The sequence below is a fragment of the Rhizobium bangladeshense genome, assembly GCF_001662075.1.
GTDB classification, from domain to species: domain Bacteria; phylum Pseudomonadota; class Alphaproteobacteria; order Rhizobiales; family Rhizobiaceae; genus Rhizobium; species Rhizobium bangladeshense_B.
Window position 1 is genome coordinate 49163 of sequence record NZ_LYPL01000020.1, and the last position, 22922, is coordinate 72084.

The 22922-nt window shown below is 61.9% G+C and carries 24 protein-coding genes; 17 read left to right on the plus strand and 7 right to left on the minus strand.

Annotated features, from left to right (window positions below; translation table 11 throughout):
• Positions 1 to 12 precede the first annotated feature (12 nt).
• The 7 genes from A7X77_RS28180 to A7X77_RS28210 all read left to right on the plus strand — a co-directional run bounded on the left by A7X77_RS28180 (position 13) and on the right by A7X77_RS28210 (position 6316).
• Positions 13 to 1911 carry a potassium transporter Kup gene (locus A7X77_RS28180; protein WP_064686131.1) on the plus strand — a complete coding sequence of 633 codons (1899 nt, stop codon included), beginning with the start codon at positions 13 to 15 and terminating at the stop codon, positions 1909 to 1911.
• Positions 1912 to 2169: 258 nt separating this feature from the next.
• The gene (locus tag A7X77_RS28185; RefSeq protein ID WP_064686132.1) at positions 2170 to 3399 is read left to right on the plus strand and encodes a cell wall hydrolase; all 1230 of its coding nucleotides are present in this window, start codon (positions 2170 to 2172) and stop codon (positions 3397 to 3399) included.
• A gap of 272 nt (positions 3400 to 3671) precedes the next feature.
• Positions 3672 to 4010, plus strand: coding sequence for an AtpZ/AtpI family protein (locus tag A7X77_RS28190; RefSeq protein ID WP_064686133.1), 339 nt, complete (start codon positions 3672 to 3674; stop codon positions 4008 to 4010).
• Between the two features lie 62 nt (positions 4011 to 4072).
• Entirely contained in the window at positions 4073 to 4825 is a 753-nt protein-coding gene (locus A7X77_RS28195) for a F0F1 ATP synthase subunit A (protein WP_064686134.1), read from the plus strand.
• Between the two features lie 67 nt (positions 4826 to 4892).
• Positions 4893 to 5120, plus strand: a complete 228-nt coding sequence (locus tag A7X77_RS28200; RefSeq protein WP_010026583.1) for a F0F1 ATP synthase subunit C — start codon at positions 4893 to 4895, stop codon at positions 5118 to 5120.
• A 77-nt stretch (positions 5121 to 5197) separates the two neighbouring features.
• Complete coding sequence (locus tag A7X77_RS28205) at positions 5198 to 5821, plus strand: F0F1 ATP synthase subunit B (protein WP_064686135.1); 624 nt, start codon at positions 5198 to 5200, stop codon at positions 5819 to 5821.
• Between the two features lie 3 nt (positions 5822 to 5824).
• Complete coding sequence (locus A7X77_RS28210; RefSeq protein WP_064686136.1) at positions 5825 to 6316, plus strand: F0F1 ATP synthase subunit B; 492 nt, start codon at positions 5825 to 5827, stop codon at positions 6314 to 6316.
• Between the two features lie 444 nt (positions 6317 to 6760).
• Here A7X77_RS28210 and A7X77_RS28215 read toward each other — a convergent pair whose 3' ends face one another.
• Together A7X77_RS28215 and A7X77_RS28220 are read right to left on the minus strand one after the other, a co-directional pair.
• Positions 6761 to 7450 (minus strand): ribonuclease HII, encoded by a 690-nt coding sequence (locus A7X77_RS28215; protein ID WP_064686137.1) that lies wholly within the window; start codon positions 7448 to 7450, stop codon positions 6761 to 6763.
• A gap of 165 nt (positions 7451 to 7615) precedes the next feature.
• The gene (locus A7X77_RS28220; RefSeq protein WP_064686138.1) at positions 7616 to 8773 is read right to left on the minus strand and encodes a PA0069 family radical SAM protein; all 1158 of its coding nucleotides are present in this window, start codon (positions 8771 to 8773) and stop codon (positions 7616 to 7618) included.
• Between the two features lie 139 nt (positions 8774 to 8912).
• Here A7X77_RS28220 and A7X77_RS28225 point away from each other — a divergent pair, with 139 nt between their 5' ends.
• Both A7X77_RS28225 and A7X77_RS28230 read left to right on the plus strand, forming a co-directional pair.
• Positions 8913 to 9431, plus strand: a complete 519-nt coding sequence (locus A7X77_RS28225) for a hypothetical protein (protein ID WP_064686139.1) — start codon at positions 8913 to 8915, stop codon at positions 9429 to 9431.
• 335 nt (positions 9432 to 9766) lie between these two features.
• A complete protein-coding gene (locus tag A7X77_RS28230; protein ID WP_064686140.1) occupies positions 9767 to 10081 on the plus strand; it encodes a hypothetical protein in 315 nt (104 codons plus the stop codon).
• A gap of 39 nt (positions 10082 to 10120) precedes the next feature.
• On the opposite strand, the gene moaB is transcribed toward A7X77_RS28230, so the two are convergent.
• The 4 genes from moaB to A7X77_RS28250 form a co-directional block, all read right to left on the minus strand.
• On the minus strand, positions 10121 to 10672 hold the full coding sequence (gene moaB / locus A7X77_RS28235; protein ID WP_064686141.1) for a molybdenum cofactor biosynthesis protein B: 552 nt from the start codon (positions 10670 to 10672) through the stop codon (positions 10121 to 10123).
• Positions 10672 to 11583, minus strand: coding sequence for a 4-(cytidine 5'-diphospho)-2-C-methyl-D-erythritol kinase (locus tag A7X77_RS28240; RefSeq protein WP_064686142.1), 912 nt, complete (start codon positions 11581 to 11583; stop codon positions 10672 to 10674). Before A7X77_RS28240 ends, moaB begins: the two co-directional genes overlap by 1 nt.
• A gap of 57 nt (positions 11584 to 11640) precedes the next feature.
• Positions 11641 to 13476: a tetratricopeptide repeat protein gene (locus A7X77_RS28245; protein ID WP_064686143.1), complete on the minus strand. Its 1836-nt coding sequence runs from the start codon at positions 13474 to 13476 to the stop codon at positions 11641 to 11643.
• A 131-nt stretch (positions 13477 to 13607) separates the two neighbouring features.
• Entirely contained in the window at positions 13608 to 14624 is a 1017-nt protein-coding gene (locus A7X77_RS28250) for a polyprenyl synthetase family protein (protein ID WP_064686144.1), read from the minus strand.
• A 109-nt stretch (positions 14625 to 14733) separates the two neighbouring features.
• Here A7X77_RS28250 and A7X77_RS28255 point away from each other — a divergent pair, with 109 nt between their 5' ends.
• Both A7X77_RS28255 and A7X77_RS28260 read left to right on the plus strand, forming a co-directional pair.
• Positions 14734 to 14961: a DUF2007 domain-containing protein gene (locus A7X77_RS28255; RefSeq protein ID WP_064686145.1), complete on the plus strand. Its 228-nt coding sequence runs from the start codon at positions 14734 to 14736 to the stop codon at positions 14959 to 14961.
• 7 nt (positions 14962 to 14968) lie between these two features.
• The gene (locus tag A7X77_RS28260) at positions 14969 to 15766 is read left to right on the plus strand and encodes a tRNA1(Val) (adenine(37)-N6)-methyltransferase (protein ID WP_064686146.1); all 798 of its coding nucleotides are present in this window, start codon (positions 14969 to 14971) and stop codon (positions 15764 to 15766) included.
• Positions 15767 to 15859: 93 nt separating this feature from the next.
• On the opposite strand, the gene A7X77_RS28265 is transcribed toward A7X77_RS28260, so the two are convergent.
• Positions 15860 to 17200, minus strand: coding sequence for an Nramp family divalent metal transporter (locus tag A7X77_RS28265; RefSeq protein ID WP_064686147.1), 1341 nt, complete (start codon positions 17198 to 17200; stop codon positions 15860 to 15862).
• Between the two features lie 183 nt (positions 17201 to 17383).
• On the opposite strand from A7X77_RS28265, the gene A7X77_RS28270 reads away from it, so the two are divergent.
• The 6 genes from A7X77_RS28270 to A7X77_RS28295 all read left to right on the plus strand — a co-directional run bounded on the left by A7X77_RS28270 (position 17384) and on the right by A7X77_RS28295 (position 22858).
• On the plus strand, positions 17384 to 18244 hold the full coding sequence (locus A7X77_RS28270) for a S49 family peptidase (protein ID WP_064686148.1): 861 nt from the start codon (positions 17384 to 17386) through the stop codon (positions 18242 to 18244).
• Positions 18245 to 18262: 18 nt separating this feature from the next.
• A complete protein-coding gene (locus A7X77_RS28275) occupies positions 18263 to 18454 on the plus strand; it encodes a hypothetical protein (RefSeq protein WP_064686149.1) in 192 nt (63 codons plus the stop codon).
• A 264-nt stretch (positions 18455 to 18718) separates the two neighbouring features.
• Positions 18719 to 19675 (plus strand): glycine--tRNA ligase subunit alpha, encoded by a 957-nt coding sequence (locus A7X77_RS28280; protein ID WP_064686150.1) that lies wholly within the window; start codon positions 18719 to 18721, stop codon positions 19673 to 19675.
• Entirely contained in the window at positions 19672 to 20223 is a 552-nt protein-coding gene (locus tag A7X77_RS28285) for an AAA family ATPase (RefSeq protein WP_064686151.1), read from the plus strand. Before A7X77_RS28280 ends, A7X77_RS28285 begins: the two co-directional genes overlap by 4 nt.
• Positions 20224 to 20449: 226 nt before the next feature.
• A complete protein-coding gene (locus A7X77_RS28290; protein WP_064686152.1) occupies positions 20450 to 22195 on the plus strand; it encodes a DUF2207 family protein in 1746 nt (581 codons plus the stop codon).
• Positions 22196 to 22306: 111 nt separating this feature from the next.
• Positions 22307 to 22858 carry a LemA family protein gene (locus tag A7X77_RS28295; RefSeq protein ID WP_064686153.1) on the plus strand — a complete coding sequence of 184 codons (552 nt, stop codon included), beginning with the start codon at positions 22307 to 22309 and terminating at the stop codon, positions 22856 to 22858.
• The last annotated feature ends 64 nt before the right edge of the window (positions 22859 to 22922 follow it).

A 22922-nucleotide genomic window follows, 5' to 3' on the forward strand; every position in this document is an offset into this window, starting at 1 on the left:
TGTTGAAATTTCATGTCCGAAGAGAGCCATCCGCACGGCCGCCATATGACGCCGCGCAAGCTTTTTTATCTCGCGCTCGGTTCCGTAGGCGTCGTCTACGGCGATATCGGCACCAGCCCGCTCTATGCTTTTCGCGAGGCGCTGAAGCCCGTCGCCCATGACGGCGTCACCCGTTTTGAGATCATCAGCCTGATTTCGCTGATGATCTGGGCGCTGACGATCATCGTCACCATCAAATATGTGCTCTTCCTTCTGCGCGCCGATAACGAAGGGGAGGGCGGCACGCTGTCGCTCCTTGCGCTTCTGATGAAGACCGCCAACGGTCATACCGCCATACTGATGCTGCTCGGCCTGATGGGGGCTGCCCTCTTCCTCGGCGATGCGATGATCACGCCGGCGCTGTCGGTGCTGTCGGCGGTTGAGGGCCTGAAGCTCGTCACACCAAGGCTGTCGGAATATATCGTGCCGATTTCGGTGGTGATCCTGGCGCTGCTCTTCGTCGTGCAGTCGCGCGGCACCGGCGCCGTCGCCAGGTTCTTCGGCCCGATCACCGCCGCCTGGTTCCTGGTCATGGCCGCCGCCGGCATTTCCCATATCTCCGATGACTACGGAATCCTCGCCGCCTTCAATCCCTATTATGCCGTCGCCTTCCTGCTGCATGAGGGCTTTTATGGCGTCGTCGTGCTCGGCGCCGTCTTCCTGACGGTGACGGGCGCCGAGGCGCTTTATGCCGATCTCGGCCATTTCGGGCGCCGCCCGATCCAGTGGGCCTGGTTCCTGCTGGTATTCCCGGCGTTGACGCTGAACTATCTCGGCCAGGGCGCTCTCGTTCTCGGCAATCCGATGACGATGTCCGATCCCTTCTATCTGATGTATCCGAAATGGGCGCTGCTGCCGGTCGTCATCCTGGCAACCGCCGCGACGATCATCGCCAGTCAGGCGGTCATCACCGGCGCTTTCTCGATGGTACGCCAGGGCATCAATCTCGGTTTCCTGCCGCGCATGGAAATTCTCTTCACCTCGGAAACCAATACCGGGCAGATCTTCGTGCCGTCGGTCAATGCCGTGCTGTTCTTCGGTGTCATCTTCCTGGTATTGGGCTTCAAGACCTCGGACGCGCTGGCGACCGCCTACGGCATTTCCGTCACCGGCGCCATGGTCGTCACCTCGATCATGGCCTTCGAATTCGTTCGCGCCCGCTGGAACTGGTCGCTGCCGGTTGCTGTGATCGCTCTGGCGCCGCTGCTCGTGCTCGAATTGATCTTCCTTGGCGCCAACCTGTTGAAGATTCACGACGGCGGTTATATCCCGATCCTGATCGCCACCGCCTTTACCGTCGTCATGTGGACCTGGCGCCGCGGCACCGCGATCCTGCTGGAAAAGACCCGCCACACCGATATTCCGCTCGCCTCCTTCGTCAGCTCCATCGAGCGCAAGAGCGAGCATTCGCCGGCCCAGGTTCCCGGCACGGCGATCTTCCTGACCAGCGATCCCGAATCGGCCCCGGCCGCCCTCTTGCACAATCTCAAGCACAATCACGTGCTGCACGACCGCAACGTCATCCTGACGATCCGCACCGTCAACAAGCCGCGCGTGCCGAGCCACGACCGCTACAAGGTCGAGCCGATCTCCGAGCGTTTCTCCCGCGTCGAACTGCTGTTCGGCTTCATGGAATCGCAGAACGTTTCGCAGGCCCTGGCGACGCTGCGCAAGACCGGGCTGAAGTTCGACATCATGTCGACCTCCTTCTATCTCGGCCGCCGCAAGCTGGTGCCGGACGCCAAGTCCGGCATGCCCCATTGGCAGGACCGGCTCTACATCGCGCTCGCCAACGCCGCCACCAATCCCTCGGATTACTTCCGCCTGCCGGCAAACCGCGTGGTGGAGCTTGGATCGCACGTTATTATTTGACGGGCGAGGACGAATCCTGACGCGGGTTTCCGCGCTGTCTTGCACTTCCGTCACCTCGTCCTCCGTCGTGCTCGGCCTTGAGCCGAGCATCCACACGGCACCCACCATCAGCCGCGGCATGGATCCTCGGCTCAAGGCCGACGGAGATTGGGGGATGCGTCCCGTCAACCCAGCCACATTCGAAATATCCAAAACCGCCGATGGTCACATTCCGGCACGGCTCGTTAACCGGACGTCAAGGTTAATAAGGGATTTTCGATGGAATGTTCCCGCGTTCCATGCCCGGAGTTCGTGTTGCGTCGAAAGAGCCCTTCCCGTAGCAAGCTGCGTCGTCTTCCCGAGAACTGGGTGTCACCGGTCATCTTCGGGCTCGCCGGCTGGCTGATCTTCCCGAGCGTTGCCTCCCACGCCGATCTCGCCACCATGCTCGCCGGTCTCGATCGGGAGGGCGAGAGCTGGCGCATGGTTCTGACCAATTCTCCGGCCGGCTCCATTCATCAGGCCGAACTCGCCTTTGCCGATCCTGATGTGACGGGCTCGATCTCGTCGGGCGCCGGCGTGGTGCTGCCCGATGGCCGCAAGGTCGCTTTCTCTGCCCAGGACAAGGGCACGGCCAAGAAGAACGGCCACGAGGACACGCCGGACGAGGATCGCGTCAACCGCGGCATGAAGAGGGGCCGCATCGTCGCGGTGGAAAAGATGCAGCCGCCGAAGGATTTTTCCGCTGGCTCCATTCTCGAGCGCACGAAGATGCTCTTCACTCCGAGCTTCGACCTCAAGGACCGATCGGCCTTCGTCAAGCCGAAGATCCAGGGCAAGGAAATCGAGATCGCCACGTCTTTCTATAAGAAGCAGCCGGTGATTGAGGACAGCGGCGTGCCGGCAATGCTCGCAAGCCTGATCACCCGCAACAAGGCCGATGTGCTGGCCACGGCTTACGCGCCGGCAGCACCCGACTATGCCCGCCAGTCCCCGTTCGATTCGATCCTGAGCGAGCCGGATAGCGGCCGCTTCGTCCCGGAGATCGGCCCGCGTGATCACGCCTGGGCCGCAAGCGTGCTGCCGCCGAGCGTCTTTTCCGCCCGCGAGCAGCAATGTCTTGCCTCCGGCATCTATTTCGAGGCGCGCGGAGAATCGGTGAAAGGGCAGGCGGCCGTCGCCCAGGTCATTCTCAACCGCGTCCGCAACCCGGCCTATCCGAAGAGTATCTGCGGCGTCGTCTATCAGAACGAAGATTGGCGCAACCGCTGCCAGTTTTCCTTCGCCTGCGACGCCATCAAGGACAGGGTGAATTCGGAATATCACTGGCGGGTCGCCCGCGACGTGGCGATGGCGGTGACATCAGGCAAGATCTGGCTGCCGCAGGTGGGCTCGGCGACGCACTACCACGCCGTCTACGTCCGCCCGAAATGGGCAAAGACCATGGAAAAGGTCGGCCGCATCGGTCTCCACGTCTTCTACCGCACCTATGGCGGCGGCTGGAGCTGAGATAAATCGTCCGGGTCCGGCCGATTTCCGGCCCCGAAAAGCGGATTCTTTCCGTCGAATTTGCGCGATCGACCTATAATCGCTTTATCCCTTTGATTCGACGGGGTTATTTTCTCGCTGGACAGAAGCCGTCTACGCCTTGACTATACCAATCCCTAAAACTATGTTGCGCGCGACTTCAGAACGGGCCGGAAGGGTCTCAACCTTCGCGTCCGGGGTCCGAATGACCGGGGTAGCGGGAGTGCGGGCGACGGGCAGGCGAGGAGAGATCCATGGCGGACGACCGCGAGGAAAGTCTTGATAAGCGCCGTGCGCAGCTGGAAGCGGAACTCGCGACCAAGCGCGTCGAGGCGAAAGTGGACGAGGCAAGCGAAGCTCGCGCCGAGGTAAGCCGCAAAGGTTATGCCCAGGCGATGAAGCTTTCCAGCGAGTTCATTTCAGCCATCGTCGTCGGTGCCGTCCTTGGCTATCTCCTCGACCGTTTTGTTGGCACGGCGCCTTGGGGGTTGATTGTTCTTCTGCTTCTCGGATTCTGTGCCGGCGTTCTGAACGTGTTGCGTTCTGCGGGGGTGGTGGCCCATCCCCTGAACGACAAGGACGACAAGAAATAAGGACCGGTCCCGGTCCAGTGCAATGACCCCGCGTCCTGCGGGCCAAAGAGAGAGAACAAGCGGTGTCTAACGATCCGACTCATCAGTTCCTGATCCAGAAGATTGTCCCGATCGAAATCGGCGGAATTGATTTTTCGTTCACCAATGCATCGCTGTTCATGGCCGCTTCGGCTGCCGTTGCCGCAGGCTTCCTCTATTTCGCCACCTCGAACCGCGCCATCGTGCCGGGTCGTTCGCAGTCGGTCGCGGAAATGTCCTATGAATTCATCGCCAATATGCTGAAGGAAGGCGCGGGCAAGCAGGGAATGAAGTTCTTCCCGCTGGTCTTCTCGCTTTTCATGTTCGTCCTGACGGCGAACCTGCTCGGCATGTTCCCCTATTTCTTCACGGTGACGAGCCAGATCATCGTGACCTTCGCGCTGGCGATCCTCGTTATCGGCACGGTCCTGGTCTACGGCTTCTATAAGCACGGCTTTCACTTCCTGAACGTCTTCGTGCCCTCGGGCGTGCCGGGCCTTCTGCTGCCGCTGGTCGTCCTGATCGAAATTATTTCCTTCCTGTCCCGTCCGATTTCGCTCTCCGTTCGTCTTTTCGCAAACATGCTCGCCGGTCATATCACGCTGAAGGTGTTCGCAGGCTTCGTTGCCTCGCTTGGAGCCCTCGGTGCAGTCGGTATCGGCGGAGCCGTTCTTCCCCTCATCATGACCGTCGCCCTGACCGGTCTCGAGTTCCTCGTTGCCTTCCTCCAGGCTTACGTCTTTGCGGTGCTGACGTGCATGTACCTCAACGACGCGATCCACCCGGGCGGGCACTAAGGATAACGACATCGACGTCAAAGGGCGTCAGTCATTCGCCGCAACAACCATTTCAAAGGAGTTCAACATGGAAGCGGAAGCAGCAAAGTTCATCGGTGCAGGTCTGGCTTGCTTTGGTATGGCCGGTACGGCTCTCGGCCTCGGCAACATCTTCGGCAACTACCTCTCCGGCGCTCTGCGCAATCCGTCTGCCGCTGACAGCCAGTTCGGCCGTCTGGTATTCGGCTTCGCCGTTACGGAAGCTCTGGGCATCTTCTCGCTGCTCGTCGCTCTCCTCCTCCTCTTCGCCGTCTGATATCGGCGGATAGATGGATCACGGCCTGCGACCGCAAGCCGTGATCCTTTGCATTTGCAGTCCACCTGGAGGTGAGCATGTTTTTTGTGACCCCGGCTTACGCTGAGGAAGCACCGGCGGCAGCGACCGGCACGGATGCGCATGGCGCTCCGGCCGCAGGCGAGGTCCATACCGAGACCGGCGTAGCCGAAGGCGAACACGCCCGTGGCCCGTTCCCGCCCTTCGATTCGACGACCTTCTCGTCCCAGCTGCTCTGGCTGGTGATTACGTTCGGGGTCTTCTACCTCCTTATGCAAAAGGTCATCGCGCCGCGCATCGGGGCCATTCTCGACCAGCGCCACACGCGCATCTCCCAGGACCTGGAAGAAGCAGGCCGCCTGAAGGCGGAAGCTGACGCTGCCGTCCAGACCTACGAAGGCGAACTGGCGGCTGCCCGCGCCAAGTCGAATGCGATCGGCTCCGCCGCCCGTGACGCCGCCAAGGCCAAGGCCGAAGAGGAACGCCGCGCTGTCGAGACGAGCCTGTCTGAAAAGATCAAGGCTGCCGAAGTCCGCATCGCCGACATCAAGGCGAAGGCTTTTGCCGATGTCGGCACCATTGCCGAAGAAACGGCGGCTGCCGTCGTCGAACAGCTGATTGGCGGCAACGCTGCCCAGGCTGATGTCGCCGCCGCCGTCGCGGCCGCCAAGAAGGAGGCTTGATCGATGGAATTTGCTTTTGACGCGACTTTCTTCGCTTTTGTCGGCCTCGTTCTCTTCCTGGCGCTGGTTGTCTACCTGAAGGTCCCCGGCATGATGGCACGGTCGCTCGACGACCGCGCCGACCAGATCCGCAACGAGCTGGCCGAAGCCAAGCGCCTGCGCGAGGAGGCCCAGCACCTGCTCGCCGAATACCAGCGCAAGCGCAAGGAAGCGGAAGCCGAAGCGGCGCACATCGTTGCCGCCGCCGAGCGCGAAGCCGAGATGCTGACTGCCGAAGCGAAGAGGAAGACGGAAGAATTCGTCGCCAATCGCACGGCGCTCTCCGAGCAGAAAATCCTGCAGGCCGAGGCCGAAGCGATGAAGGCGGTCCGCTCCGCCGCCGTCGATCTGGCGATCGCGGCCGCCGAAACGGTGCTCGCCAAGAAGGCGGATGGCAAAGTCCAGTCCGAGCTCTTCGGCAATGCCGTCGGCCAGGTCAAGACGCGGCTCAACTGAGCGGTATCGAATGGAATGAAGAAAGGCCGGGCATGTCCCGGCCTTTTGTTTGTTGATGAAGACTCAGTCGCGGTCGAGGGCATGCCGCTCCCTCTCGATTCCCTCTTCTCCCCTCGGGGGTCCGAAGGACGGGTCGAGACACGTGGCTCGGCACGTCGGTGCCCGTAGGGCGGATGAGGGGGCCGAGGAAGCCTCTCTTTCCAAATAAAGCGATGCGGGCTTCGACCGCTCCGGCCTGGTATCGACCGTGCTCAGGGCGGTGGGGCGTTACCGCTGGCGTGGCGGAGAGGTTTTCCGTGAGGGGTGTGCCGTGCAGCCCCCTCATCCGCCTGCCGGCACTTCCTCCCCACCGGGGAGAAGAGGATATGCAGCGGCCTCTCTTTTCCTCGCGCGCCTCTTCCCGTGCTCGTCCGGCTTCTCATTGCCCGGTTTTCTGTGGGCGGCCTATTCCGGTATCAACTCATCCGTCTCAGGCCCGTCCTCGCCCTTGCGCAACGGCCGAAAACTCATTCGGTGCAGGGAGCAGGGGCCGTGTTTCTCGATGCCGGCGCGGTGCTGTGCCGTGCCGTAGCCGGCATGCGCGGCAAAGCCGTAGTCCGGAAAGACATTGTGGGCGCGGGCCATCATCCGGTCGCGCGTCACCTTGGCGACGATCGAGGCGGCGGCGATCGAGACCGAGCGGGCGTCGCCCTTGACCACGGCCTGCCCGGGGCAATCGAGGCCGGGCGGCACGTCGAGGCCGTCCGTCAGGACGTAGCTTGCCGGGACGGCAAGACTGCAGATGGCGCGGCGCATGGCGTCGAGGCTTGCCTTGCGGATATCCGTCTCGTCGATGCGCGTCGAGCTGGAAGAAGCGATCGAGACGGTCGCGGTCGCGAGAATCTGCACGAACAGTTCCTCGCGCCGCTGCGCCGAAAGCTGCTTGGAATCGTTGAGGCCCTCGGGGATGCGCTTCGGGTCGAGGATAACGGCGGCGGCGACGACCGGCCCGGCGAGCGGTCCGCGGCCAGCCTCGTCGGCGCCGGCGACCGGCCAGTGGCCGGCCTTGCGGGCTTTGAGCTCCAGGCGGAAGTCCGGCACCAGCGGAGCCGCGTCGAAAAGCAGGGGAGAATCGGGTGGCGTGCGAGGTTTCATGCGGCTGAACCTCGCACGCCAACCCGATTTCCCGCAAGTCCCCGGATCAGGGCGGCAGCCGGGGACGGTCCGGCGGATGGTAGCGGTCAGGGCCATCCGCGGGAATTGCGCTCGGGCTCGAAAACAGGGCGGTTTCTCGATGGGCCGATGCGCAAATTCTATAAATCAGAGCAGCGACAGCTGGACGCCGCTGCCATCGGGCGGCACGAACAGATCGTCGCGCAGCGGCAGACCGCGCCGCGTCAGGCCGAAGCGCCTCGCCGCCATTTCGAAGCGGCGGGCGATCTGCCACGCATAGGGACCGGCGCCCTTCATACGCTTGCCGAATTCTGCATCGTAATCCTTGCCGCCGCGCATCGAGCGCACCAGCGACATCACATGCCGGTAACGATCGGGATAATGCTGCAACAGCCAGTCACGGAAGAGCGGGCTGACCTCGAGCGGCAGCCGCAGGATGACATAGCTGGCCTCGACGGCGCCCGCCGCCTTGGCCGATTCGAGGATGCGCTCCAACTCGTGATCGTTCAGCGCCGGGATCAGCGGCGCGGCCATCACGGCCGTTTGGATCCCTGCTTCCGACAGCGTGTGAATGGTCTCCAGCCGACGCGGCGGCGTGGCGGCGCGCGGCTCCATCGTTCGGGCAAGCTTGCGGTCGAGCGTAGTCACGGAGATGCCGACGCGTACCAGATTCTTCGCCGCCATCTCCTGCAGAATGTCGAGATCCCGCAAGATCATCGCCGACTTGGTGACGATCGAGACCGGGTGGTTTGCCTTGTTCAAAACCTCGAGAATGCCGCGCATGATGCGCCATTCCTTCTCGACCGGCTGATATGGGTCGGTATTGGTGCCGATCGCGATCGCCCGCACCTTGTAGCCCGGCTTGGCGAGCTCCCGCTCCAGCAGCTTAGCCGCATCCGGCTTGGCGAACAGCTTCGTTTCGAAATCGAGCCCCGCCGAAAGCCCCATATAGGCGTGTGTCGGCCGGGCGAAACAATAGATGCAGCCATGCTCGCAACCGCGATAGGGATTGATCGAGCGGTCGAAGGCGACGTCGGGCGATTCGTTGCGGGTGATGGCCGTGCGCGGCTTTTCGATCTGCACCTCGGTCTTGAACGGCGGAAGCTCTTCCAGCGTCTGCCAGCCGTCATCAAAGGTCTCCCGCTGCAGCCCCTCGAAGCGGCCGGTCGGGTTCAGTCCGGCGCCGCGCCCGCGCCGCCGGTCGACCTCGACCCTCAGCCCGGAGGAGACGATCATCGCATCGGCAACATCTGCCGTATTGGCAGGCGCGAATGCGGCCTGCCCTGCCAGGGACTGCTCTCTCATCGGATTCTCCCGCAGCGGGAAGCTATCGCCTCCGCCCGTTTTGATGATTAAATTCCTATCGGCAAATAGAGAACAATGCAAGAACAAAATGCGGAAAACGCCGCTGGCAAAAATTTGTGCGGCGCATTATGACTAGGCAATGTTGACGGTTGTTCTCGAATGTCAGGATCAGGAATCTGAGCTGGCGCAGACCCTATCGGTCTTGGTGGCAGGCGCAGTGGAGGGACTCGTCGGCGATGTGGTCGTGCTCGATCACGGCTCGCTCGACGGCACCTCGCGGGTCGCCGACGCGGCCGGCTGCCGGTTTCATTCACAATGGGATATCAAGGACATCGTCTCTTCCGCCCGCGGCGACTGGCTGCTCTTCGTCGAGCCGGGTGCACGCCCGCAGGCGGGCTGGATCGATGAAGTTGCCGAATATATCGCGCTCAACAAGGCGCCGGCCCGCTTCACCGCCTCGCGCGGCTACCGGCGCCCGTTTTTCGAGCGCATAGGCCGCGCCGCGCCGTTGCTGGAGCTTGGTCTGCTGATGCCGAAGAGTCAGGCGCTCGCCGTCGCCAGGAGCGGTATGCGCCTTGCCGAATTCGCCAAGGGCCGGAAGCCGCGTAAACTCGCAAGTGAATTGATTCCGTCCTGGGTGGCGCGTTCGGCGCGGTGAAGGATTTCTCCATCTTGCTCTGGGCTGATCACGCATGTCTAGTTGGCGCCGAAAACTGCCCCTCACCCTAACCTTTGCCGGGGTCGAGCCATTGGTCTCGACCCTGTTGGCGGCGGCACCCGGATGAGGGGCTGATTCGCCGCAAGCGCGCTTTGGCGATCCTCTCCGACATCGCGCGCAAAAAATGGCGCCCAATCAGATTTCGCGCTATAATTCGCCCATGGCGCCGCCGAAGCGCCGCGCTTCGCAACGGATGGCCACGAATGCCGGTGGACGGCAGAACAGGTCGGCGAAAATCTCCTTTTCTGCCGGGTTCCGGCGAAAGGAGGTGCGTCATGATCCGCCATATGCTTTACGGTCTTGTGGCCGTCATATCGGTGACGTTGATGATCGCGCATCCGCATTCGGCGGCATCGCAGGCGATGCTCAGTTGCGCAGGCCGATCCGACGTCGTCAAATTCCTGGACAAGAATTTCGCTGAGAAGCTGACGGCGGTCGGGCTGGTCAACCAGAACTCCGTCCTCGAGGTCTATGCCGCCGACAGCGGCACCTGGACGCTCGTCGTCACGGATGTTCACGGCATAAGCTGCATTCTGCTGTCGGGTGACAGCTGGGATTCGATGCCGGCTCTGCCGGGTATTGCCACCTAAATCGGGTCGCGATCGTTCGGGTTGGCTTCTCGTGAAATTCTATTTCTGTGCCCCGCGTTTCAGATGCTCGTCGAGACGCGGCATGATCTCGACGAAGTTGCACGGCGTGCTGCGGTAGTCGAGTTGCCCCTTCAGAATGCCGTCCCAGGCATCCCGGCAGGCGCCGGGCGAGCCCGGCAGAGCGAAGATGAAAGTGGCATTGGCGACACCTGCCGTGGCACGCGACTGGATCGTCGCCGTGCCGATCTTGTCGTAGGAGATGCGGTGGAAGACGGCGGAAAAGCCGTCCATGCGCTTTTCGAACAAGGGCTCCAGCGCTTCCGGCGTCACATCACGGCCGGTAAAGCCGGTGCCGCCTGACGTGATGACGACATCGATATCGTCCCGCTCGGTCCAAGCCTTGACCTGCGCGGCGATTTTGTCCCGGTCGTCAGGCACGATCGCCCGGTCGGCCAGCCGGTGACCCGCTTCGGTGATCCGCGCCGCCAGCGTATCGCCGGATTTGTCGGTTTCCGGCGTGCGGGTATCCGAGATGGTGAGGACAGCGATTCCGACGGCGATGAACGGCCGCTTTTCGTCCAGACCTGCCATTACATGCCTCCCGAAACCGTTTCCGTCGCTTGGACATACCAGTCGGGCCGCTCGCCGTGAAGAGCTGACGCTGCCTCTTGCGCCGCCGCCATGCTCGTAAAAACGCCGAAGCAGGTGGCGCCGGAGCCGGACATGCGGGTTATGAGTGCGCCATGGGCCCGCAGCATCTGCAAGATCACGGTAATCTCCGGCACCAGCTCGCGCGCCGGCGCCTCCAAATCGTTGCGGGCCGAGCCGATCGCTGTCAGCCAGCCGGAAGTCCCGGACAGACCGGGAGCAAGGTGCAGGGCCGGATTGTTCTTTGCCGCCAGCCGGCGGAAGACCTCGGGCGTCGACACGCCTTTCAGCGGATTGGCGAGCACCATGGCAAACGCCGGCAGCTGAGGCACGGCTTCGATCCTTTCGCCGATGCCGCGGGCAATCAGCGGCCTGCTTTCAAGGCACATCGGCACATCGGCGCCGAGCTTCAGCGCGAGGCTGGAAAGCGATTCCACCGGCAAGCTCATGCCCCAGAGCCGCATCAGTCCGCGCAGCGTTGCGGCCGCATCGGCCGAGCCGCCGCCGATGCCGGAGGCGATCGGCAGGTTCTTTTGCAGGTGGATATGCACGGGGAAGGCGAGGGCGCCGAGCGTCTCGCGCAGGAGGTCGCGGGCCCGCAGCACCAGGTTGGTGCCGCTGTCGCCGGCAAGCGTCTCGCCGAAGGGGCCCGACAGCGTGAAAGCGTCGGCTTGCGCAGGCAGGAAGCCCAGCCGGTCGCCGCATTCGGCGAAGGTCACCAGCATGTCAAGCAGATGATAGCCATCCGCCCGCTGGCCGGTCACATGCAAAGCGAGGTTGATCTTCGCGCGCGCCTCTTCGGTGACGCCCGAGCATGATGCCGAAAAGTGTGAGCGGTTTTCGGACGACATCATGCTCTATTTCTTTGATTCACCCTCGGCCAGGCCTTCTTCAGGCATGTTTGCCGCCCGTCAGGATTTCTTGTCGACCGGCGGCGGGGTGACGGGTGCCGGATCCGGCTGCTTCTTGTCGGCCGCCTTGGCATCGTCGCTTGCAGGAGGCAGGCCGTTGGCGACCTTGTCCTTGATCTTCGGAATTTCGGCGGCTTCCGGCTCGGAGGCGAGCGCCCGGTTCCACTGATAGACAGCCTCGAGCTTGCGGCCGACGCGCCAGTAGGCGTCACCGAGATGGTCGTTGATCGTCGCGTCGCCGGCCTTGATCTGTGCGGCCCGCTCCAGCTCGTCGACGGCATCGTCGAAGCGGTTGAGGCGGAAATAGGCCCAGCCAAGCGAATCGATGATGTAGCCGTCGTCGGGGCGAAGCTCGACGGCCTTCTTGATCATGCTCAGGCCCTCGTCGAGGTTCCGGTTCATGTCGATCCAGGAATAGCCGAGATAGTTCAGCACCTGCGGCTGATCGGGATTGAGCTCCAGGGCCTTGCGGAAGTTCGGCTCCGCCTGGTCCCACTTCTTCAGCCGCTCATAGGCGATGCCGCGCTGGAAGAAGACGCTCCAGTTGGCGCGGCCGGGAATCGGGCCGATCACTTCGACCGCCTTGTCGTAATTGGCAGCCATCGCCGCGTAGTCCTTGGCGTCGGAGAGCACACTGCCATAGGCGAGGTAGCTGCGGATGTCCTTCGGGTCGGAGGCGATCAGCGCCTGCAGGTGCTTGCGCGCCTCGTCCACCTTGCCGCCCTGGGCAAGGGCAAGGCCGAGCTGCAGCTCGGAGATGCGCCGCATCGGTGAATTCTCCGGCACCTTCTTGTAGAGCGCGATGGCGCGGTCCATCTGGTTCTGTTTCTCGGCGATGCCGCCGAGCAGCACCAGCGTATCGGCGCTGTTCGGGTCGAGCGCCTTGGCCGTCTGCAGGTAGAGCGAAACGATATCCTCGGCGCCGTCGCGGTTCAGCGCGCCGCCGACCGAAAACAGCACCCCGGCGGCCCCTTCTGCTGCTGTCTTGACCTGCTGTTCCTGCTTCTCGCCTTTTTCGATACTGTCGCGCAGCGCGTTCAGCGGCGCGTAATTCGGCAGCAGGTTGTCGCCGACGGAAACGGCGTCGAGCGCCTTCTGCTTGTTGCCCTGTGTCGCTTCGAGGCGGGCAAGCGCCATGACGGCCCGCATGAAGGTATCGGGCGCGGTCGCACCCCCCTCCTTGTCGAGCACGGCGTCGTTCAGATGCTTTCGGGCGGATTTCACGTCGCCGATGGCGATGGCGATCGCGCCGGCATTGTAATTCTGGAAGATGCGGAACCAGTCCGGCCCCTTCATCTTCTCGACCATGGTAAGTGCTTCCTTGCCGCGGCCGGCGCCGACGCGGGCCCAGGCAAGCAGCAGGTCGTTCATCATCCGGTCGAGATCGTTCGGGCCCTTGTATTTCAGGATGGATTCGGCGGTCTTGTAGTCGTCGCGGCGCACGGCATCCATGCCGCGCACGATCGTGGTGATGCGCTCGACGGAGGGGTCGCCCTTCAGATCGTTGGCATATTTGACGCCTTCCTTGATGTCGCCGTTGAGCAGCAGCGAGATCATCAGCCGCTGGCGGATCTCCGGATTGCCGGGCTCGATCAGCAGCGCCTTCTTGTAGAGCGCGATCGCCGTTTCATAATCATGATCGACATCGGCCGTGCGTGCGGCGAGGAAGGCGCCGGAGAATGTGGTGACGCTATCGGCATCGAAGGTCTCGGTTTTGCCGGCATCGCCCGCCGTCTTGGCCGCATCCTCGGCGTTCACGCCGGCGACGACGCCGAGCGAAAGAACAGCCGCCAATGCTGCGCTCGTAAGAAGACGGATGGCAATTCTCTGCCGCATGAGGAAACCTTTCTTCGAGAGCGCCCGACCATGATGCCGGTCGCAAATCAGTTGGGATCACTGATTCATAACAGGATGGCTTTTTTGAAGCGGCGCCGCAAGAAAATCAGCCTGCTATCGAGAACGTTTGGTCAGTTGACGCGCTCGATGCAGAAGTCGATCACTTCCATCAGGGCGGATTTCCACACCGTATCGGGAAGCGGCGCCAGCGCGTCGCGGGCGATCGTGCCATAATGGACCGCCCGGCCGATCGTGTCGCTGAGCGTGCCGTATTTGGTGATCAGCCCAAGCGCCTTATCCAGATTGGCGTCGCTGCTGTTGCCGGCCTCGATCGCATCGCGCCAGAAGGCGCGTTCGTCCTGCGTGCCGCGGCGATAGGCGAGGATGACGGGAAGCGTGATCTTGCCTTCGCGGAAATCGTCACCGACATTCTTGCCGAGATCGGCGGCCTTGCCGCCATAATCGAGCGCGTCGTCGACGAGCTGGAAGGCGAGCCCCAGATTCATGCCGTAGGATTTCAGTGCGTTGCGGCCGGAACGGCCGGCTTCGGCGACGATCGGCCCGACCTCGGCGGCAGCGGCAAACAGGGCGGCCGTCTTCGCGCGGATGACGGAGAGGTAATCGTCCTCGGTCGTCTCCATGTTCTTGGCGACGGAAAGCTGCAGCACCTCGCCCTCGGCGATCACGCAGGCGGCGGAAGACAAGACGTCGAGCGCGTCGAGCGAGCCGACTTCGACCATCATGCGGAAGGCCTGGCCGAGCAGGAAGTCGCCGACCAGCACGCTTGCCTGGTTGCCCCAGATCATCCGCGCCGTCGATTTGCCGCGGCGCAGGTCGCTTTCGTCGACGACGTCGTCGTGCAGCAGTGTCGCCGTGTGCATGAACTCGACGGAGGTCGCGAGCTTGACGTGATTTTCGCCGCGGTAATCGAAGAGCGAGGCGGCCGCCAGCGTCAGCATCGGCCGCAGCCGCTTGCCGCCGGACGAGATCAGATGGTTCGCCACTTCGGGGATCATCTGCACGTCGGAGCCGGCCTTGGATAGAATGAGCTGGTTCACCCGCTCCATATCGGCCCTGGTGAGATCGACCAACGGCTTTATGGATGCCAGTTTGTTTTTGCTTTCTTCAAGCGGTATGACCACGCCCAACGACCCGGACTCCTGTTCATTCATTGCAGCTGACAATAGAAAGGGGCGATGGACGCGGCAAGAGGTGAATTGTCGCGCCACGGCGAAATTGGAAGGAAAATGACGGCAAATGCATGAACTTATCCGCGCCAACGACCCCGTTCTGCTCTCCTTTGCGGAGAGTTTGATGAAGGATGCGGGCATTCATTGCTTCATCGCCGATCAGGGCATGAGCGTGCTCGAAGGCTCGCTCGGCATGCTGCCGCGCCGGCTGCTGGTGGACGAGGAGATGGCCGACCAGGCCCGCCGCATCCTCATCGACGCCGGTCTCGGCGGCGAATTGCGCGACAGGAGGTGAGGGTGGGATGACCGGGGAGCCTGCCCAAACTATCGATGCCTTCCATCGCGGCGCCTTTCATCTGGTGCAGCCGAAGGGCAGGGGCCATCGCGCCGGCATGGATGCGATGCTGCTTGCCGCCCTCGTTGCCGACGATCGTCCGGTCAGGGTGGCCGATCTCGGCGCCGGCGCCGGTGCGGCCGGCCTTGCCGTTGCCTCGCGCCTCAACAACGCGGACGTGGTGCTGTTCGAGCGGTCGGCCGAGATGGCCGATTATGCCCGTCGCAGCATCCTCCTGCCCGAAAATGCCCATCTCGCCGGCCGCGTCAGAGTCGTCGAGGCGGATGTGGCGCTGACCGCCAAGGCGCGCAACGATGCCGGCCTCATCGATGAGAGCTTCCACCACGTCATCATGAACCCGCCCTTCAACGATGCCGGCGACCGGCGCACGCCTGATGCGCTGAAGGCCGAAGCCCATGCGATGACCGACGGCCTGTTCGAAAGCTGGATCCGCACGGCCGGCGCCATCATGATCCCGGGCGGGCAATTGTCGCTGATCGCCAGGCCCCAGTCGATCGCCGAGATCATCGATGCCTGCGGCCGGCGCTTCGGCGGGATCGAAATGACAGCCATCCATCCGCGCGCCGGCGAAAACGCCGTGCGTATCCTGGTCACGGCGATCAAGGGATCGCGTGCGCGGCTGTCACTGCGCGCGCCGCTCTTCATGCACGAAGAGGGGAGCCACAAGTTCTCCCCCCTCGTCGACGATTTCAACAATGGTCGGGCGGCTTATGCCCGGCTTCGAACCTCAGCGGCCAGAGCATGAGTGTGAGCGGTTTTCGGACGACATCATGCTCTAACTCTTTAATGTAGAACAGGATTCAGATTTTAGGCCGACCGGGCCTAAAATCATCCTGTTCTAGCCGGTGACGAAGTCCAAGAGCAGCTTGACGTTCAGCCCGGCGATGACGACGGCGATCACATAGGCGATGCCGCTCAGCCAGCGGGGCGCCACAAGTTCGCCCATCTTGGCCTTGCTGGCGGTGAACATCACGAGCGGGAAGACGGCGAAGGAAAGCTGCAGGCTGAGCACCACCTGTGTCAGGATCAAAAGCTCCGCCGTGCCCTGGTCGCCATACCAGATGGTGACGATCGCCGCCGGCACAATGGCGATGGCGCGGGTGATCAGCCGGCGCATCCACGGCTGCAGCCTAATCTTCAGGAAGCCTTCCATGACGATCTGGCCGGCAAGCGTCGCCGTCACCGTCGAGTTGAGGCCGCAGCAGAGCAGCGCGATGCCGAACAGCGTCGGCGCGATGGCGAGACCGAGCAGCGGCGACAGCAGCGAATGCGCCTCGCCGAGTTCGACGATGTCGGTTCTGCCATGCGCATTGAAGGCGGCAGCGGCCAGGATTAGGATCGAAGCGTTGATCAGCAGCGCAAAGCAGAGCGCTACCGTCGAGTCGATCGTCGCATAGGTCAGCGCCTCCTTCTTTTCGGGCACCGTATGGCCGTAGGCGCGTGTCTGCACGATGCCGGAATGAAGATAGAGATTGTGCGGCATGACGGTCGCGCCGAGGATGCCGAGCGCCAGATAGAGCATCTCAGGATTGGTGACGATCTCGGTGGTCGGGAAGAAGCCGGTGATGACGGAGCCCCATTGCGGGTCGGCAAGCAGGATCTGCACGCCGAAGCAGAGCGCGATGACGCCGAGCAGCGCGATGATGAAAGCTTCCACCCAGCGGAATCCGAGTTTCTGCAGAAAGAGGATCACGAAGACGTCGAGCGCGGTGATCAGCACGCCGAGTTCGAGCGGAATGCCCATCAAGAGGTTGAGGCCAATTGCCGTGCCGATCACCTCGGCGATGTCGGTGGCGATGATGGCAATTTCGGCAAAGGCCCAAAGCGGCACCGAAACCCATTTCGGATAGGCGTCGCGGCAGGCCTGCGCAAGGTCGCGGCCCGAGGCGATCGCGAGACGGGCGCAGAGCGATTGCAGGACGATCGCCATCAGGTTGGAAAGCAGGGCGACGGTGAGCAGCGCATAGCCGAATTTCGAGCCGCCGGCGAGCGAGGTCGCCCAATTGCCGGGATCCATATAGCCGACGGCGACCATATAGCCCGGCCCGGCAAAGGCCGCCGCCCTGCGCCACCTCGAGCTGTGACGCCCGGTTCCGACGGTGCGGTAGACATCCGACAGCGACGCCTCGCCGCGTTCGTGCCGCCAGCCGCTTGTTACCTTGGGGTTGAGGGCGTCCATGCCATTTCCACCTGTTTATCGTGAGCGCACTATGACGAACTAGAATGACAATGCAAGTCATTCGCAACAAGAAAGACCATTCTCGATGTTTTGCAAACGCGGCCATTGCGTTTGTCGTTCCAGCGCATACATGGATGCCGATCGTAGATTGACGATCGGGCGACCCGAAGCGAAGGATGGGAAATGGCCGGATTCTGGAAAAAATTGCTGCCGAAACGGTTCCGCAAGGAAGGCGTCACCATCCCGGTCGTCAGATTGCAGGGCGCGATCATCAGCGGCGGCGGCCAATTCCGGCCGACCCTCAATCTCGCCAATGTCGCTCCGGTCCTGGAAAAGGCCTTCGCCATGAAGGGCTCGCCGGCGGTTGCCATCGCGATCAACTCGCCGGGCGGCTCGCCCGTCCAGTCCCGGCTGATCTTCACCCGCATCCGCGAGCTTGCCCGCGAGAAGCAAAAAAAGGTTCTCGTCTTCGTCGAGGACGTCGCCGCTTCCGGCGGTTATATGATCGCGCTTGCCGGCGATGAGATCATCGCCGACGCCACCTCGATCGTCGGTTCGATCGGCGTCGTCTCCGGCGGTTTCGGCTTTCCGGAACTCCTGAAGAAGATCGGCGTCGAGCGCCGTGTCTATACGGCGGGCGAAAACAAGGTGATCCTCGATCCGTTCCAGCCGGAAAAAGAAAAGGACATCGAATATCTGAAGAGCCTGCAGCTCGAGATCCATCAGGTCTTCATCTCGATGGTGCGCGAGCGCCGCGCCGGCAAGCTGAAGGATGACGCCACCGTCTTTTCCGGCCTATTCTGGAGCGGCACCCGCGGCCTCGAACTCGGCCTCGTTGACGGCCTCGGCGACATGCGCCAGGAGCTGAAGCGACGCTACGGCCAGAAGGCGAAGCTGGAGCTCGTCACCGCCAGCCGCGGCCTGCTTGGCCGCCGCATTCCCGGCGTGTCGCCGGTCTCTCTCGAAGGTGCTGCCTCCGGCCTCGCGACGGGGCTTGTCGAAGCGGCCGAAGAGAGAGCATTGTGGAGCCGCTTCGGACTTTAGGAGGAGCAAGAGAGGGGCATGGCACAGCTTATCACCATCCTGGTCCTGGTCTTTTCGGCCTGGTGGCTCTACCGCCGCTTCGTCTCCGACGCCCGCAGGCTGGCCGAAAAATCGCGCCGCGCCGAGAAGGAGCGCCAGACCGGCGCGATCGGCACCTTGGTCAAGGATCCCGAAACCGGGGAATACCGGCTGAAGCGGGATGAGGAATAAAATGAAGGGCGTCGCCACTGCTCTGTCCATCCGGCATCCTAGACCCCTCCCCACAAGGGGGAGGGGCTTAACTCGCCGCACCCGCTTTCCAGATGTTCGACGTTTCGGGAGAAGCGAGGCGGGAGATCCGGGTTAACCCCTCCCCCTTGTGGGGAGGGGTTGGGGAGGGGCCTTAGATCTCGCGGCCCCCGCAAAACCCTTGACCCCTGCGGCCCTCCATGGCACCTGTCGCGCCGATAATCCCTAAGCAATCGGTGCCGTTTCATGTCAGCTATTCCAGACCATATGAACCCGAAGCGCTCCTTCCAGGCGCTGATCCTGACCCTGCATAACTACTGGGCGGACAAGGGTTGCGCGGTGCTGCAGCCCTACGACATGGAAGTCGGCGCCGGTACCTTCCACCCGGCCACCACGCTGCGCGCCCTCGGCCCCAAACCCTGGAAGGCGGCTTACGTCCAGCCCTCCCGCCGCCCGTCGGATGGCCGCTATGGCGAAAACCCGAACCGCCTGCAGCATTATTATCAGTACCAGGTCATCCTGAAGCCGAACCCGCCCAATTTGCAGGAGCTTTATCTCGGCTCGCTCGCTGCGATCGGCCTCGATCCGCTGCTGCACGACATCCGTTTCGTCGAGGACGATTGGGAAAGCCCGACGCTCGGCGCCTGGGGCCTCGGCTGGGAATGCTGGTGCGACGGCATGGAGGTCTCGCAGTTCACCTATTTCCAGCAGGTCTGCGGCATCGAATGCGCGCCGGTCGCCGGTGAACTGACCTACGGTCTCGAGCGCCTGGCCATGTATGTCCAGGGCGTCGACAATGTCTACGATCTGAACTTCAACGGCCGCGAAGGCGACGAGAAGATCAGCTACGGCGACGTCTTCTTGCAGGCCGAACAGGAATATTCGCGTCACAATTTTGAATTCGCCAATACCGAGATGCTGCATCGCCACTTTGTCGATGCCGAGAAGGAATGCCGGGCGCTGCTCGATGCCGGCGCGCCTGGCGACAGCGCCAACCAGCGCCTGCACAAATGCGTCTTCCCGGCCTATGACCAGTGCATCAAGGCCAGCCACGTCTTCAACCTGCTCGATGCCCGCGGCGTCATCTCGGTGACCGAGCGCCAGAGCTATATCCTGCGGGTGCGCACCCTCGCCAAAGCCTGCGGCGAAGCCTTCCTGCTGACCGATGCCGGCGGCGTCAACCTGTCGAAAGAGGCGGCGTGACGCAAAAGCCTGCCAGCCGTATCGTCCACATCAACAGCTGGCCAGGCACCGGCAAGCTGACGGTCGGTCGCTTGCTGGCGAAAAGGCTTGGCGCGCGGCTCATCGACAATCACATGCTGCTAAATCCAGCAGAGGCTCTTTTCGCTCGCGGCAACCCTCTGCATGCATCACTGCGCGAGCAGATTCGCCGAGCGGTTTTCGACCACGCTGCGCGCGCCGATCCGGCTGAAAGCTTCGTCTTTACCGATGCCCTTTCGGACGACGCGGATGATAGTGCGATGTTCTCCTGGTATCTCGATCTGGCTGCCGCCAGAGGCGCGGATCTGGTCGCGGTTCTCCTCGACTGCGCGCCGGAGGAGAATGCCAGGCGCCTCATCTCGCCGGGCCGGTCCGAGGCGCTCAAGCTGACGGATACGGCGAAGCTGCAACGGCTCCGGGCAAACTATAAACTGTTGCGCGGGCTGGCTGAACACACAGTAGAAATTGATACGACGGAGCTTTCACCGGAAGGGACGGCGGCACGGATTCTCGCGCATATCGGTGTTTGACGACAGCCGGGAAACCTGCACTCCATATTGTCTTCGTGATGCCGTCGGCGTCAATCTGACGAGGCACATCCAAAAAAAGTCCTGCGCTCCAGGGACAGGCTTCTTTTGTATTGCGCAAACCATCGCTACGTTATCATCTGGTGTTGCGACAACGTAAGCTTCGGTATCTCTTTTGAAGAGCGATATTTTTTACTTTAAAATTTCATATGAAAATTCCGTCTCCAGTATGTTGCGCCTTTTATCATGGCCGATCTTATGCGCCATGCTGCTCGCGCTGACCTCGTGCAGCAATTTCGACCGAGAGTTCACCGTCCAATCGGTAAACAGTACGGTTGAGGTCTACACCGACGGCACTGCCTTTGTGTCGGAGTTCTTCGACATCGAGGTCAAAAGGGCGGAAAATTACGGCGGCGTTTACGTTGATATCCCTCAACGTTTCACGGATGCGTCAGGTGGTGTCCACTGGCGCGATTTCCAACTGGCCGCAGCTCGGCGCGGCGGACTCGATGAATATTTTTCCATGGAAAACAATGTGCCGGGCTATTCGATTTATATAGGAATGGAGCACTGCAAAAGTTGCTCTGCAGATCTGCCCAAGGTTCCTACAAAGATCCAGATCGCTTACTGGCTCGGACGCCTGGTTCGCCAGGAAGGCGATCGCGAGATTCTCTTCCTGCCGGCCTATATGGGCCGCGTGCATGGCCAGGGAGCCAAAAAAACGCTGACCCTGAAGCTGCCGCCGGGCGGAACGTTACGCCCTTCGCAACAGGATCGGGCGGCGGCCTATGACGTCACGCGCATCGCGCCGAATGAGCTCTTGGTGGCTATTCCAGCAGGCAAGGGGGATAGAGTCCTGCCTGATATCGAGATCGAATATCCCGCAGGGACCTTTGTGACCATAACGACCGGCAAGCGGGTAGAGTGGTGGCTTTCCGATCACTTTCTTCCATTCATCGCCATTTTGGGACCTCTCGTCGCCGGTCTGTTTGTCCTCACGAGATTGGGGCAGGGTTGGCGATTGCCTGCTCCGATAGCCGTCGACATCAAAATGTCGAAGAGCATATCCCCGGCTCTGGCAGCCTATCTGTTCCGGAATTGGAAGACAGATGCGACAAAAGCAGCCTTCATGGCGTCCGTCTGCCAGCTCGCAGTAAGGCGAATGCTTCGCATTTCCAGCCTGGATGAAGATGCGGAGGCTTCGAACTTATTCACAAAGCAAGAGCGCAAGAAGGGCAAGCCGGGTCGTTCCAGATGGTATGCTCTTCCAGCAGCGACGCGCTTGGTATTCGGCCAAATTGAAGGAGAGCGGCCTGTCGGCGATCGGCGTAGGGTTGTAGCTGCCCGCCGCACGTTGAGCGATGAATTGCTTAAAGCCGTCGCTGAGGAATATCGGAAGTCCAGAGGCAAAGACCGATGGAGTTTGGCGACTTCGGCGACGATTCTGGGTCTTGGCGTTGCCGTCGCCTATATTACGGGCCTTTTGCTCTATTCCGCCGCCATCTTAGGGTTATTGTTCATTGTTTTTCTGGTCGTAACCATGTTCCGCCATCCTGAACGGTTTCCCGTGGCGACCGGCACCGCCGCGCAGTTCAAACAGGCGCTTGCTTTGATGGTGGGTCTTCCGGCGATGGTGATTGTTGCACTTGTCTATATCGGTACGACTGAGGTGGTCAGCGAACAGGTGCCATATCTGATGGCGATCTTGCTGCACGTTGCCGGCATTATTGCGGTTTTGGCGATGTTGCGCATTCCAACGTCGAAGCAGCAGCAGATCCGCAATAACATCCTCAGTTTGAATGGTTATTTCCGCGGCGAGACAGATGGCCCGGTAATGTCGGTTGAATGCTACGAGCATTATCTGCCGTTCGCCGTTGCACTTGATGTCGAGCAACGCTGGACCGAGCGCTTCAATCTATGGCGAGAGAGCGAAAAGATGGAGACCTATGCTCCGGATTGGCGGAGTAGTTCTTAGGGGGCGGCGATATCCAAGTCTGTTTGAATTCGGTAGAAGACAACCGCGCCAAGATGACTTTCCCCCGCTGAATCACTAACGTGCGATCATCGAATCGGGGAGCCCATCTGCATGTATGTAATACTGGCTGTTGCCGTTGTTATCCTGCTTTACATCGTCTTCATCTATAATGGCCTGGTACGCTCCCGGCAGATGGCTGAGGAAGCCTGGTCGGGCATCGATGTGCAGTTGAAGCGCCGCGCCGATCTGATCCCGAACCTGATCGAGACCGTCAAGGGTTATGCCGCCCATGAGAAGTCGACGCTCGAGGAGGTGGTTGCCCTCCGCAACAAGGCGCAGGCCGTGCCCGCGGGCGATGTCGCCGGCAGGGCGCAGGCAGAAGGGCTGCTCGGCCAGGCGCTGGGGCGCGTCATCGCGCTCGCCGAGGCCTATCCGGATCTCAAGGCCAACCAGAATTTTGCCGAGCTGCAGGCCTCGCTCGAAACCATGGAAGGCGAGCTGCAGATGTCGCGGCGTTATTACAATGGTGCGGCCCGAGACTTGAACGTCAAGGTGGAAAGCTTCCCCTCCAATCTCGTCGCCGGCCAGTTCGGTTTTGCCAAGCGGGATTATTTCGAAATCACCAATGAGGCCGATCGCGCCGTCCCCAGCGTGAAATTCTGACGATCGGCATTTTGCCTTTGCCAGAAAGCGATTAAGAGCAAGGGCAGAATGCGGCCGGCAATGG

What these genes read in the sequence shown, in the direction of transcription:
- A7X77_RS28275 (WP_064686149.1), top strand. Translation starts at nt 18,263, where the DNA reads ATGGCACAGCTTATCACCATCCTGGTCCTGGTCTTTTCGGCCTGGTGG.
- A7X77_RS28240 (WP_064686142.1), bottom strand. Translation starts at nt 11,583, where the DNA reads ATGATGTCGTCCGAAAACCGCTCACACTTTTCGGCATCATGCTCGGGC.
- A7X77_RS28245 (WP_064686143.1), bottom strand. Translation starts at nt 13,476, where the DNA reads ATGCGGCAGAGAATTGCCATCCGTCTTCTTACGAGCGCAGCATTGGCG.
- A7X77_RS28290 (WP_064686152.1), top strand. Translation starts at nt 20,450, where the DNA reads ATGTTGCGCCTTTTATCATGGCCGATCTTATGCGCCATGCTGCTCGCG.
- A7X77_RS28185 (WP_064686132.1), top strand. Translation starts at nt 2,170, where the DNA reads ATGGAATGTTCCCGCGTTCCATGCCCGGAGTTCGTGTTGCGTCGAAAG.
- A7X77_RS28215 (WP_064686137.1), bottom strand. Translation starts at nt 7,450, where the DNA reads ATGAAACCTCGCACGCCACCCGATTCTCCCCTGCTTTTCGACGCGGCT.
- A7X77_RS28270 (WP_064686148.1), top strand. Translation starts at nt 17,384, where the DNA reads ATGGCCGGATTCTGGAAAAAATTGCTGCCGAAACGGTTCCGCAAGGAA.
- A7X77_RS28280 (WP_064686150.1), top strand. Translation starts at nt 18,719, where the DNA reads ATGTCAGCTATTCCAGACCATATGAACCCGAAGCGCTCCTTCCAGGCG.
- A7X77_RS28225 (WP_064686139.1), top strand. Translation starts at nt 8,913, where the DNA reads ATGTTGACGGTTGTTCTCGAATGTCAGGATCAGGAATCTGAGCTGGCG.
- A7X77_RS28180 (WP_064686131.1), top strand. Translation starts at nt 13, where the DNA reads ATGTCCGAAGAGAGCCATCCGCACGGCCGCCATATGACGCCGCGCAAG.
- A7X77_RS28295 (WP_064686153.1), top strand. Translation starts at nt 22,307, where the DNA reads ATGTATGTAATACTGGCTGTTGCCGTTGTTATCCTGCTTTACATCGTC.
- moaB (WP_064686141.1), bottom strand. Translation starts at nt 10,672, where the DNA reads ATGGCAGGTCTGGACGAAAAGCGGCCGTTCATCGCCGTCGGAATCGCT.
- A7X77_RS28260 (WP_064686146.1), top strand. Translation starts at nt 14,969, where the DNA reads ATGACCGGGGAGCCTGCCCAAACTATCGATGCCTTCCATCGCGGCGCC.
- A7X77_RS28230 (WP_064686140.1), top strand. Translation starts at nt 9,767, where the DNA reads ATGATCCGCCATATGCTTTACGGTCTTGTGGCCGTCATATCGGTGACG.
- A7X77_RS28190 (WP_064686133.1), top strand. Translation starts at nt 3,672, where the DNA reads ATGGCGGACGACCGCGAGGAAAGTCTTGATAAGCGCCGTGCGCAGCTG.
- A7X77_RS28200 (WP_010026583.1), top strand. Translation starts at nt 4,893, where the DNA reads ATGGAAGCGGAAGCAGCAAAGTTCATCGGTGCAGGTCTGGCTTGCTTT.
- A7X77_RS28210 (WP_064686136.1), top strand. Translation starts at nt 5,825, where the DNA reads ATGGAATTTGCTTTTGACGCGACTTTCTTCGCTTTTGTCGGCCTCGTT.
- A7X77_RS28220 (WP_064686138.1), bottom strand. Translation starts at nt 8,773, where the DNA reads ATGAGAGAGCAGTCCCTGGCAGGGCAGGCCGCATTCGCGCCTGCCAAT.
- A7X77_RS28255 (WP_064686145.1), top strand. Translation starts at nt 14,734, where the DNA reads ATGCATGAACTTATCCGCGCCAACGACCCCGTTCTGCTCTCCTTTGCG.
- A7X77_RS28205 (WP_064686135.1), top strand. Translation starts at nt 5,198, where the DNA reads ATGTTTTTTGTGACCCCGGCTTACGCTGAGGAAGCACCGGCGGCAGCG.
- A7X77_RS28265 (WP_064686147.1), bottom strand. Translation starts at nt 17,200, where the DNA reads ATGGACGCCCTCAACCCCAAGGTAACAAGCGGCTGGCGGCACGAACGC.